This window comes from Alkalibacillus sp. S2W (assembly GCF_046764385.1).
Taxonomy (GTDB): domain Bacteria; phylum Bacillota; class Bacilli; order Bacillales; family Alkalibacillaceae; genus Alkalibacillus; species Alkalibacillus almallahensis.
In genome coordinates this window covers 1,060,293-1,073,019 of the sequence record NZ_CP177234.1, presented here as the reverse complement: position 1 = coordinate 1,073,019, position 12,727 = coordinate 1,060,293, and the positions used below count along the sequence as shown (strand labels likewise).

At 38.1% G+C, this 12,727-nt stretch carries 11 protein-coding genes; 5 read left to right on the top strand and 6 right to left on the bottom strand.

The features are described 5' to 3' along the window. The first annotated feature begins 283 nt into the window (after positions 1 to 283). On the top strand, positions 284 to 577 hold the full coding sequence (locus ACKXGF_RS05860; RefSeq protein WP_411955282.1) for a hypothetical protein: 294 nt from the start codon (positions 284 to 286) through the stop codon (positions 575 to 577). A gap of 24 nt (positions 578 to 601) precedes the next feature. Next, entirely contained in the window at positions 602 to 1,042 is a 441-nt protein-coding gene (locus ACKXGF_RS05855; RefSeq protein ID WP_411955281.1) for a YrvL family regulatory protein, read from the top strand. 115 nt (positions 1,043 to 1,157) lie between these two features. Here ACKXGF_RS05855 and ACKXGF_RS05850 read toward each other — a convergent pair whose 3' ends face one another. Together ACKXGF_RS05850 and ACKXGF_RS05845 are read right to left on the bottom strand one after the other, a co-directional pair. Next, positions 1,158 to 2,129, bottom strand: a complete 972-nt coding sequence (locus tag ACKXGF_RS05850; RefSeq protein ID WP_411955280.1) for a DMT family transporter — start codon at positions 2,127 to 2,129, stop codon at positions 1,158 to 1,160. Positions 2,130 to 2,398: 269 nt separating this feature from the next. Further along, a complete protein-coding gene (locus ACKXGF_RS05845; protein WP_411955279.1) occupies positions 2,399 to 3,334 on the bottom strand; it encodes an InlB B-repeat-containing protein in 936 nt (311 codons plus the stop codon). 273 nt (positions 3,335 to 3,607) lie between these two features. Between ACKXGF_RS05845 and ACKXGF_RS05840 the strand changes: the two genes are divergently transcribed. Then, a complete protein-coding gene (locus ACKXGF_RS05840) occupies positions 3,608 to 4,573 on the top strand; it encodes a hypothetical protein (protein ID WP_411955278.1) in 966 nt (321 codons plus the stop codon). A gap of 12 nt (positions 4,574 to 4,585) precedes the next feature. Here the strand turns inward: ACKXGF_RS05840 and ACKXGF_RS05835 are convergent, their stop codons facing one another. From ACKXGF_RS05835 to ACKXGF_RS05820, 4 genes are all read right to left on the bottom strand, one after another. Then, positions 4,586 to 5,158, bottom strand: a complete 573-nt coding sequence (locus tag ACKXGF_RS05835) for a hypothetical protein (protein ID WP_411955277.1) — start codon at positions 5,156 to 5,158, stop codon at positions 4,586 to 4,588. 138 nt (positions 5,159 to 5,296) lie between these two features. Beyond that, the gene (locus ACKXGF_RS05830) at positions 5,297 to 6,562 is read right to left on the bottom strand and encodes a purine/pyrimidine permease (RefSeq protein WP_411955276.1); all 1,266 of its coding nucleotides are present in this window, start codon (positions 6,560 to 6,562) and stop codon (positions 5,297 to 5,299) included. A gap of 208 nt (positions 6,563 to 6,770) precedes the next feature. Then, a complete protein-coding gene (locus ACKXGF_RS05825; protein ID WP_411953968.1) occupies positions 6,771 to 7,955 on the bottom strand; it encodes an IS256 family transposase in 1,185 nt (394 codons plus the stop codon). A gap of 229 nt (positions 7,956 to 8,184) precedes the next feature. After that, on the bottom strand, positions 8,185 to 8,739 hold the full coding sequence (locus ACKXGF_RS05820) for a TetR/AcrR family transcriptional regulator (RefSeq protein ID WP_411955275.1): 555 nt from the start codon (positions 8,737 to 8,739) through the stop codon (positions 8,185 to 8,187). Between the two features lie 117 nt (positions 8,740 to 8,856). Here ACKXGF_RS05820 and ACKXGF_RS05815 point away from each other — a divergent pair, with 117 nt between their 5' ends. After that, entirely contained in the window at positions 8,857 to 10,953 is a 2,097-nt protein-coding gene (locus ACKXGF_RS05815) for an efflux RND transporter permease subunit (protein WP_411955274.1), read from the top strand. Further along, complete coding sequence (locus ACKXGF_RS05810; RefSeq protein ID WP_411955273.1) at positions 10,946 to 12,715, top strand: YhgE/Pip domain-containing protein; 1,770 nt, start codon at positions 10,946 to 10,948, stop codon at positions 12,713 to 12,715. The genes ACKXGF_RS05815 and ACKXGF_RS05810 overlap by 8 nt, the downstream gene beginning before the upstream one ends. Positions 12,716 to 12,727: the final 12 nt, after the last annotated feature.

The following is a 12,727-nucleotide window of genomic DNA, read 5'->3' as shown; positions in this document are numbered from 1 at the left end:
ACTTCCCCTTCTACCCTCCTATTGTCCAGTGATTTCCCTATCAACTGATCGATTGATGTGCATCTTTTTCTTTGCACGATTTGTATTATAGCGTATTGAGTTTTTATTGCAATTTAGGAAATGAGCGGTTTAAACATAAAAAATGATCTTTTCTAGCATTTAAATCAATGATGTTTCCTTAATGTCGTCTGTTATTGCATAAATAAGGAAAATTTTAGAATAGTGATTCTAATCCTAGTCAACTTATGATAGATTAGTCTTAAAGTTGCGTTGGGGGATCAGTATGAGATATTGGCGAACATTTTTCTTGATATTGGGCATGGTTGCTTTATTGATGATTTTATCCGTATCAGCTCTATACTCATTGTTTTTTGTTAATCAAGTAGCGATTTTGCCGTTATCTGATTGTCGACCCTTGTTCATATTCAAGCCTGAAACAGTTGAATATTGTAGTGAGATTTATTTGATGGATACAATTCTATTATCTTTTCGTTATACGACCACCTATTTAGCACTGATTGCAGCAGGCGGTTTCATTTATATGCTTTTCCAGTTATTTCGGCGTCAAAACGACTAAGACATTATTGAGGAGTTCAAGGTTATGGTAGATCATTCAAAACATTTTAAACGAGTTGGATTATGGGTCGGAATGGGTTTATTTGTCATCATTATTTTAAGTTCGGTTATTGGCGTCTACTTTTTAACGATGGCTGGTACTTTCGAGCTTCTCGGGGTGCAGTATCATTCAGTGTGGGGATTAATTGGATTTGTGGCAGGCTACTTCTTGATAGGGTTTATTTTCGATCTATTCTTTAATCCATTAGCGGCCATATTATCTGCAAGTACAGATAGCCGATCCTTCTCATCTTTCATCACGATTGGTTTAGATATATTTTCTAATATTTTGAGTTTATCGGTGATGAATTTAGTAATGAGTTCAGTCGCCTTAACCGAAGTCGCTTTGCTGACTTTAGCAGTTGCGATCGCATTAATAGAATTTCTATTAGATAAAGATCGTCATGCTAAATCCTCTTCTTATTGATAGAATTGATTTGATCGAAGGTTCGTCTAGATGAACCTTCTTTTTTATTTTTGAGATAAATTCGAGGAATTATTTCAAAAATAAAAACTTCAAAGCACATAGAAAAACCCTCATGTTACCATGAGGGTTTTTCGGTCATATGATGCGTTTCCGTTGGCCAATGTTGCTTTTGGCCACGCATTTTTCGGAACTTGTATCTTTTCAACTTTTTCAGTGAAAATACCGTTAAGAATAACGATATAAACAGTAGTCCAAACCCTAATAGTTGGTAACCTGTTAAGGCTTCGTTAAATACGATGACACTCACTGAAATGGCGACAATAATTTCTACGGATGAAAGAATCGTTGCTTTGCTTGATTCAATATAAGCCAGACCAGTCGTATAGAGCAAGTAAGCTACGACAGTTGATATGACAACAATTCCTAAGATGTTAAGCCACACATCACCATTTGCAAAGGCAGAAGCATTTTCCCAAATACCACTTGTCGGGATTAAAAACACTGTTCCACCGGCCATTGCGTAAAAAGTAATGGTAAATGGATGGTACCAACGACTAACGTTTTTACCGAGCAAGCTATACGTTGAACAGAAAAAGCCTGCTAACAGTCCAAATAAAATAGTTTGCAATGTTAAGGCAAAATCTCCTAATGGTAGGAATTCAATCGCAAACGCACTCCCTAAAATCGTTAGCGAAATTGCAACGAGTTTTTGCTTGGTTAGCGCTTCTTGGAATAATACTTTGGCAATAATCGCTGCAAACACTGGTGATGAGTACACGAATACGACTGCGACTGCAAGCGTTGCTAGGTCCATTACTTGAAAATAAAACCAATTGAAAAAGGCAATACTAAATACGCCTAGTGCGATAAAATAAGGTAGGTCTTTTAGTCGGATTTTAAGATAACTGCGTGCTAGAATGGCTAACATAACTAGTAGGATCAAGCTGGAAAATGTTAAACGTAGAGTAACTACTTGCCAAGGCGTGAAGCCTGTGGCGTACAAATTTTGCACGAATAACCCCGTAAGGCCCCAAAAAGCTGCCCCTAAGATTACCATGCTGTAGGCAATAACGTGATTCATTCTCATCGTTAAACCCTCCCTCTTCTCTGTCTGTCGGTTCAGGTAAAACTACTAAGATGTATATTGTGTTGTATTACTTCGAGCACTTAAATCTTACAACGCTGAACGCTTATTATCAACCATTTTGATGCGAAAAATCAGAAACTTTTTCTATATAGTTTTAAATCTGTCACAATGGCATTTCAAAGCTTTTAATCATAATAGAAGTCTTATTAGTTTTAGTTGTAAAAGGATTGCTTTATTCAAAAAAAACACGATCTCGTGATGAGACCGTGTTATTCTTGCTCAAATTCGCCTGATTCTAGACTCAGCCTTGCTTCAATTCGATTTCCAACTTGACCGATTGCATCGATATAGATCGATTCTTGATCATCTTCCCACTCAATCGTATTTACATTTAACAGTTCTGCTTCGCTAATCGTTGAAAAATCAGCTGTTACAATATTATTCCCATCATCAATGGAATCGACAAAAGCCTGTTGGTTCGATGGTGCTTCATTAACAGTCGTGTAAACATAATAATTCCCCTCTGGTGACCATATGATGCTTTCACGAGCTGAGACCACTTGATTGGTCACATTAGTAAACTGAATCTCTTCAGTCTCTAAATCGACGTACCCTACCACGGTATAGGAAAAAATATCACCTGATGTAAACACAGAAACTGCAACCTTATCCTGATTAGGTGATAATCCTTCATGTCTTATAAACAATTGATTAACATCAGGATGTTCTTCAATTACCTCAGCAAATTGATCATCCCATAAATCAGGAGCATTTGATGATTCCCAAACTTGATTAAGTGATTGCTGCAGTTGTGATTTATCAATTGAGACATTTTCATCTTTAAATTCGATCTTTTCAACAGTTTCCAATGACATAGCAGTACCTTTATCCAGTATATGTTCTACGACAATATCTTCGACTGTTTCTTCCAAAGAAGCTTGTAGTTGAACGTCTTGATCAACTTCGAACCGATATTCTAAATCTGAACTAACTGTTTCTCCTTCTTCACTCCAGCCACTAAACTCGTAACCATCCTCAGGTTGAAGTGATACAACAGCTTCTTCACCGGATTCATATAAGCCTGTGCCAGTAACTTCCCCTGCATCTTCCGGTTGTATATCAACACTGACTTCATATTCTTGTTCAGAACAACCAATTAATAACATAAATAACATTATATGTATTGCGATAATTAGCCTTAGCACAGTCCTCACCTCGTTTTAGTTTAATTAAATCATAACTCGAAAAATTTTAAAATTAAACCTTTAGGCTTTAATTTTTTGACCTTTTCGAAAAACTTTCTTACCTTTTTAATTCAATATAGTTTGATATAATAATTTCGGAAAACGAAAAAGCGAAAGAAGTGGTCGCCATGAATGTGTTTTTGACAATTGTACTCTTATTAGTTGTATGGTTCATATTTCAAAATAAAATTATTCGCCTACAATCAGCTCCAACAGCATCGGGGGGCAGTTGTCATGGGGGTCGGCGTATTTTTGTATGGCATTCTGTTATTCTTCGATGTGAGTTTATGGCTACGTCATTTATTTGTAGTCACATTGATCCTCATATGGCTTCTTACATCCCTAGCCATTACAAAGTCAGTCATCCATAAGCAGTTTATTCAAATTCATCTATCAGACCCAATTAATAGCTTTGCAATTGGTACATGGATTGCAGGCACTTCTATTGTGTGTAATGTCATTGTATTATGGCTACCAGATTGGGAAGTAGTCGTTATACCGCTTGCATTGCTTAACACCGTCATGTGTGGGGGGGGCTATGTTGGTCTGGTCGTGAGGCAATTCATTCGTATTTGGCGAGAAAAATATCTCTATAAAGTCCACGGTATACTTTTTTTGAGTACAGTCAGTACACAATCCATCGTCATGATGTACACTCATTTAATACCTGACATATGGCCAATTATCTTAAGCCAAACATTGATTGTCATCGGCTTTGTGTTTTATATGATTTCCTTTTTGATGATGATTTATAAATATGCACGACCTCAACAATTAAATATTGCAGATCATTGGTCGAATACTAATTGCATCATACATGGTGTCATGTCTATTTCCGGAGTCGCTATTTTCATTAGTGGTGCGTTTCCTAGTTATGAAGTCGTTATGATGTGGACCTGGGCTCTGCTCTGGTTCATCATCGTGGAGGTGATTGAACTAATACGAATTCATGAACGTTATAAACAATATGGTCTAGTTAAAGGGCTTGGCCAATATCATGTCAGTCAGTGGGCTCGAAACTTCACATTTGGCATGCTCTACGTATTAACTTCATTGGTTGAAGTGGATGGTTTGCTTGCAATTATTCAAAACTTACTTATTCAAACTTTGCCATGGATGCTAGTGCTATTATTGGTCATTGAAACCAGCTTATTATTTAATCATTCCGTAAAAACAACAGATTATCACCCAGTAGCCTAGACATTAATTCGATTATAGTCCACGAATTAATTCTTTAAAGTTAATCCATTTCGTTAAATAGAGATCATCCATCATGAGCGTTGTTGTCTTGAATTGGAATGGTTCAAATTTCTTTCGGGATAATATATAGGTCACTTGATCCCCTTTACGGTGATTAACGCCATGATTCGTCTTTGGCTTAAGTTCGACTTGCGAGTCATCTGATATCAATTTAATCTTAGCGAAGTTTTCATCTTGTCCCTGATCGGCTACTGATATAATTTCTGCTGAGTTAGCTCCATATGTACCTTGAGATTCAAATGTAAAGACAATCTGATCATCATCTTGTTCAATCGTTTTTAACTGTAGGCTCAAATCGTCATATAGGACTAACTGTTTGTCTAATTCGCCTAGCTGAAATCCTTTTTTAAATGTCGTCTGAAACGTAGAATCAAGTTCATTCGAATAGGGTTTGACGTCATCTTTCGTAATCACAAATTGCATGCCAGATACCCATGTGCTGATAGTGCCCGTGATGAATAGAACAGCAATAATAAAACCGGTTAAAACAACGAATCCTATGTACTTATCCCTCTTCTCCCCCATTAATTTTCCACCTTTATAATTGTTAGAAATAGTTTAACACGGATTGTTAAACATTTGAGGATTATACAAGGATTATTTTCATTATATGCTGATCATTAACAAAAAATCGCCAATCATAGAATTGACGATTAATTTTTATTATTTACTTGTTTTCCAGATCTTTTCGAGAATCACGGCTATGATCGTACCGACTAATAATCCATTACTAACAACTTGCTTAACCGTTTCAGGTAAATGAGCGAAACTTTCAGGTGGAATAAACATTAGGCCTCCACCCAGTAACATCGAAACGGTAATAATGGTCATACGACGCTCGTATAGAGGTTCTGCGAATAAGTTTCTTAAACCTAGTCCCATTAATTGTACGAATGTTGCAAGTAAAGCCGCATTGGCAATCGGCGACGGAATCATCGCTAAAAAGGCTATAACGACCGGGAAGAATGATACAATCATTAATAATGCCGAGGCCCAAATGAACGGGCCTTTTTTCGTTTGGCCTGTCAATTGAATAAATCCAGCTGTTGATGCTAGTGGAACAACTGCCACACCGGAAAACATCCCCGAAATACCATGATTAATACCGAGCGTAAAGCTACCTCGATTCATCTGTGTTTGACTGAAATTCGAATGGCCATCAATAACGTCAGAAGTAGCTGACAGAGCAGCAACAATATTCGAAAGCAAAATGAATGCCGTTAATATCGCGATTGGAACCACACTCCATTCAAACTTCGGAACACCCCAAGCGAACATTTCTGGCATTTGCATGATTGGCGCCTGACTAGCCAGCATATCACCAGCACCGAAAAAGATAACAAATAATAACCATCCAAGCGAAATACCAAGTAAAACCGCATAGCTCTTCATCCAGCCTGTGAAAAAGATCGATAGAATTAAGACCGAGCTGAATGTCACCATAGCAATCGCAAATTGACCGGAATTAATCTGTGTTGCTTGACTGCTAAGCCCAAGCATTCCTTCTAAAAAGGTTCCACTTAGTTGAAATGTGAGTAAAGTTAAGAACACCCCTGTTACGAGTGGTGTGAACAATCCGATGACTTTGCCAGAGACTTTAAATAAACCAAATGCCATTAAGAACGCACCAGTTAAAATCATCGCCGCTTCAAGTAAACGAAAAGCTTCGACGCCTGCTTGTCCAGTTGTACCAACACTAATGGCAAAAACGGAAAACGTAGAAACCCATAATCCAGCAGGTCCGTCGACGATCGGCAGTTTATGACCGATTAGTCCTTGAAGAAAACCAGCAATTCCGACAATGAAAAATGTTCGTTGCATAAGCTGCATAATAGCAGTCGTGTCCATATCAAAAATAGAACCAATGACAATCGGAATCGCGACAGCATTGGCGAGTAAAAAGATAAACCATTGTATAACTTTAAACAATTTATAAGTCCTCCTTCAATTGAACCAAAGGACATTTTAACATAATTTCGGTAATAATCGACAGCTGACACCTTGAGATTAGTCAAGTCCATAATTATGTGTAAAATACATGGCAATGAAATTCAACTCTTGTCATTGATTATTTATGTGTTATCGCGATGAGGTGGAGATGGTGAGGGACGAGCCATCTCCACCTCATCGCGTCATTTCATTTGTTTTCCCAGATCCTAAATTTTTTAGGATTATGTTTGATGATTTCTTCATACGCCATTAATGTTGCCCCAACCAGACGGAAGGCTGATTGTGTGTTCGGAAAAATACGAATGATTTTTTCTCGTCTTCGAACTTCTTGGTTTAAACGTTCTAATGAGTTTGTACTTCTAACATGTGTTTTAAAGTTTTCAGGAATGGCATCGCCTAGATATTGAATCGCGTCTTCAAACCCTTCATCTAAAACCTTACAAGCCTTTTGAAATGATGGTTGATCACCATAGTCATCGAGAAACTGATCTCTAAGTTGTCGTGCTTCCTTTTGCGACGAGGCATCAAATATTTGTTTCAATAACTTAATGGCTTCTTTTTTGCCTTCTTTAGGCATTTTGACGATGATATTTCGTTTGAAATGAACGGTGCAACGTTGCCATGACGTCCCTATAAAAGACTTTTGAATCGCATTTACTAAGCCGTTATGAGCATCTGAAACAACCAACTTAGGTGATGATACCCCTCTTCCAATTAGCTGCTGAAAAAATGTTTGCCAAGCCTCCTCATTCTCCGAATGACTAATGTGAAGCCCTAATATATGCCGATAGCCTTCATCATCTAATGCGATGGCTATATAAACTGCCTTGGAGACCACTTTTTGGTTTTCTCTTACTTTGATATAAAGAGCGTCGACAAACACAAAATCTAACGTTAAAGTGTGCAATGGGCGTTGAGCCCATTCATTCACAATGGGGTCTAATTTTTTCGTTAAATTCGATACAAAGGATTTCGAAACGGTTTCACCACATAACGTATTAACGATTTTCGTCACCTTACGTGTTGAAACCCCATTCACAAACATCTCTAACATCGACATCACAAACGCTTGGTCATAGCGAGCGTATCGCTCAAAAATAGAAGGTGAGAAATCACCGAATCGCGTTCGTGGAACAGTCAATTTAATAGATCCCAAACTCATGATCAATTCGCGTTCATAGTAGCCATTTCGATAATCGACACGTTCCGTTGTCCGTTCGTAAGCAGCAGCCTGTAAGTAGTCCTCACGCTCCTGTTCCATACATTCATTCAAAATCAACACAATCGTTGATTTCACCATCGTTTCTAGGTCTGAGCCCATTACTTTTTCTTTCAAATCTTCAATATTTGCGCTAAACTTAAGTTGGGTCATGAGTACTCTCCTCCTGGTAATCGTTTTTGTGGTTGAAAACATTGTACCATGTGGAGAGGAAAATGACCCTTTTTACACAATTATATGGACTCTATCTTGAGATTAGCCATTTCCTTTATTTTTTAAATAATTAGTGGAATTAATGAGATAACTCGCTCGAGTTATCTCATTAATTCGGGGATTTATCTCATAAATAGCTAGAAATTGAGATAGTTACCCCTTTAAATTGCTAACCTTCTAATGCTCCTCCATTTGCAAAAGCGTGAATTAAGTCGGCCATGTCTTCTGTACTTTCTGGTCGACCAGCAGCGATCCAAGCTTTAATAACGTGAATCGCCCCGCTGATAATGTAGGTACTGTAGTAATCAGATACAACCTCATCTAAATCATTCGTGTTACTCATAACAAATTGATGAGCCACATTCATAATCCGTTTCTCAAAAGCATGATCCCCATTCTCATTTAATAAAATTCGAAACGTCTCCGGTGTGTCCTCTATATAATCTAGCAATTTCTTCGTCATGAGCTTTGATTCCTCATCTTGGTCAAAACGATAACTATTCAAATAATCCTTTAAATCGTTTATAATCTCATCTTCTATCGTCATCAATAAATCGTATGGATCGCGGTAATGTGTATAAAACGTTGACCGATTAATATCAGCCTTTTCACACAACGTTTTAACTGTCACGTGATTAATCGATGTTTCCTTTAACATCTCAATCATGCTTTCTTTTAACATCTTGCGAGTATATTGCTTGCGACGATCAAGTTTTTCACTCAATGATCTTCATCCTTTTATGACAATTTTGTTGAAATCCAACACTAATCCAACGTAATGTTGGATATCTAACACGAAGTTGAAATCTGTTTGTTGAATATCCAACACCGTGTCCATATAATGATAAGGTGGATTAAGATTCAATGCAAGAAAGGGATGAGACCAATCGATCTCGTAAATAAGATACTAAAACATAAAAAATCGGTTGTCTGGACATTTATCATTCTCGCCATTGCCAGTACGATTGCGCAGTTTGCTGTGTCCGTCAATTACAATATGATGGATTATTTACCGGATGAGGCTCCATCTATGCAAGCAACGGACACGATGGAAGCTGAATTCGACGAACCTACTGCTAATGCGCGCGTCATGGTGGAAGATGTCACCATTCCTGAAGCGCTTAAATACAAAGAAAACTTAGAGGCTATTAATGGCGTGTCTAATGTTGATTGGCTTGATGATTTAATCGACTTAAAACAACCGCTTGAAATGGCTGATCAAGACACAGTTGAACAATATTATGATCAACAGTCCGCCCTATTTCAAGTAACCATTGAAGAAGGGGAAGAAGTTGAAGCAACTGATGAGATCTATGCCTTAATCGGTGAAGATAATGCATTAGACGGAGAAGCAGCTGACACTGCCACTTCTCAAAAAATGACAGGACAAGAATCGATGTATGCGGCTGCTTTACTTATTCCGATTATCATTATCATTCTTGTGCTTTCGACTAACTCATGGGCAGAACCAATCTTTTTCTTAACAGCGATCGGCATTTCTGTCTTAATCAATCTAGGTTCAAATATTTTTATCGGTGAAATATCGTTTGTCACACAATCTGTCGCACCGATTCTGCAATTAGCCGTCTCGCTTGATTATGCGATTTTCTTATTACACAGTTTCTCCGATTACCGGAAAGAAACATCTTCGCCATATGAAGCGATGCGGCTAGCGATGAAGCGTTCGTTCCCAGCGATTGCAGCGAGTGCATCGACCACTTTCTTCGGATTTATCGCCTTGACGTTTATGAACTTTGAAATTGGAGCTGACCTTGGCGTGAATCTGGTTAAAGGAATCGTATTCAGCTTTATCAGTGTCATGATCTTTTTACCGGCACTGACGTTAATGTTTTACAAATGGATTGATAAAACAGAGCATCGACCAATTGTTCCATCATTCAAAAATGTTGGGCGTCGAGTATTAAAAGTACGAATTCCAGTCCTAATCTTAGTGGCCGTCTTAATTGTCCCGGCTTTTCTTGGTCAAAGTGAAACATCTTTCATCTATGGAATTGGTGAACAACCCGATTCTTCAAGGTTAGGTGCCGACCAAGATCAAATAAAAGAACAATTTGGTCAAAATACGCCAATGGTCATGTTAGTACCTAGAGGCGATGTTGCTTCAGAAGAGCAGCTTGTGAATGATTTAGAAAAATTAAATGCTGTTGATACGGTCCAAAGTTACGTTAATACAATTGGTCCCATTATTCCTGCTGAATATTTAGACGAAAGTCAGACGGAAGCCTTTTATTCTGAAGATTATAGCCGAATCATCTTGCATACAGACACACCTACAGAAGGTGAAGAAGCATTCAGTCTCGTTGAGGAAGTCCGATCTATTGGCGATCAATATTATGGTGAAGAAGCTGAACTACTCGGTGAAAGCGTCACTTTATACGATATCAAGGAGACCGTAGAGCGAGATAATACACTTGTTAAATGGCTAACAGTTCTTGCAGTCGCAACTGTGTTACTCGTGACCTTTAGAAATATCATCTTCCCTGTGGTCTTGTTAATTACCATACAATCAGCTGTTTGGTTTAATTTATCAATTCCATATTTCATGGACTTAGAGCTTGTCTTCGTTGGTTATTTGATTGTCAGTACTGTACAACTCGCAGCGACTGTCGACTACGGTATTCTATTTACCGAGAATTATAATCGCTTGCGCCAAACCTTACCGGCGAAAGAAGCGATTATTCAAACGATCGATGGAAAAATCTTTGCGATCTTTATTTCAGCAGCGATTTTATCCAGTGTCGGCTTTATTTTATGGCTGACATCCAGTAATCCAATCGTAGGATCTGTTGGTCTATTATTAGGTCGAGGTGCGTTATTAGCATTCTTGTCGGTTGTCTTCTTACTCCCGGCTTTACTGCTTATAACCGATCGTTTAAGGTTAAGATCTTCTAAAAAGGAGGCATCAGAGGATGCGTAAAACAATCGCAGTGACAGCGGCTTTAAGCTTATTGCTTTACCCAGCTAGCCAAACATTTGCAGCAACGGAACAAGAAGGCAGTTATAGTGAAAAACATGAAGTGATATACGCTACTTTAAATGCCAGTGGTGAACAAGATGGCTTATACGTTGTTAATGAATTTAACGTCAATGAAAAAGGTACCATCACTGATTATGGCAATTATGATTCGACTCAGAACCTTTCAAACGTTGATGAAATCACAAGAAATGACAACAAATTGTCTATACCAGCAACAGAAGATCCATTCTATTATCGAGGTGATATGAATGATCAGTCGTTACCGTGGACATTTGATGTCACTTATAAACTCGATGGTGAAATGGTTGAACCGAATGAAATTGTTGGTAAAAGTGGAACAGTGACAATGTCTGTCAATGTTAATCATAGTGAATCAGCTCGAGAAGTCTTTACTGAAAATTTCATGGTTCAAGTCTCTGCCACTATGAATTCCGATATTTTCAGTAATATATCAGCCCCTGATGGTACAGTTGCCAGTGCTGGTCAGGATCAACAAGTTTCATTTACAGTCATGCCAGGAGAGGAAGAAACGGTAACATTAGAAGCTGAAGCTGAATCATTTGAATTTGATGGATTTAGTATTTCAGCACTGCCAGCTTCCATGTCTGTCGAACAGCCTAACACAAGTGATATGACTGGTGATATGGAAGAATTATCAGATGGCGTTGCAGAATTACACAATGGTGTCGCTGAACTTAATAATGGCTTAAATGAATTAAATAATGGCGCTAGTGATTTAAGTGATGGTTCAGCCAGTGTTTTAAATGGATTGCGTGATTTAAATAGTGGTTCTGGTGATCTAGTAGGAGGATCTGAATCGATTCAAGCTGGAATTGATGACATGCATCAAAACTTAGCCAATCAAGACACATCTGGTGATGGCTTAGGTGAGATGGCATCAGGCTTAGAAGAAATAGCGAGTGGATTAGATGAAGCGTCTACGGGATTAGACGAATTGCGTCGTAATTACACAGGCGCTTATGAGGAGCTTAGCGGAACAATTCAAGGGATTCCTGATTCACAATTGAGCGATGAACAATTGACAAAATTACAAAATGAGAATCCTAAAAATGAGACTGTAAAAACATTAATCAACACTTATAAAGCGGCCCAAACGACTAAGGGCACTTATCAAGAGGTCAGTGAAGCCTTTGATGCTGTAAGCCCAGCATTAAAAGATACAAGCAGTCAACTAGGTAACATCGCAAATGAATTACGCACGATGGCTGAAGGTTTAAACAATGCTGACCCAGCAAGTGGACTGGCTGAACTCGAAGAAGGTTTAGCTCAGTTATCTTCTGAATATGGCGATTTCCATTCTGGATTGGTTGACTATACAGATGGCGTCGGTGAATTAGCGAATTCCTACCCTTCTGTTCACAGTGGCGTAAGTGACCTAAGTTCTGGATTAAGCGATATTTATAGTGGATCAAATGAATTGCGCAATGGTTCTCGTGAGTTACGCGATCAAACAAGTGACTTACCTGAAGAAATGCAAAGTGAAATCGATAATATGATGAGCGAATATGATTTTGATGATTTTGAAATGAAATCATTCGTATCTGAGCAAAATAATGATCAAATTGAATCAGTTCAATTCACCTTACAAACTAAAAAAATAGAAATGCAAGAACCTGAAGAAGAACCTGAACAAACAAATGAAGATCAATCCATTTGGGATCGATTCTTAAATCTCTTTTAATAACTACCCGGC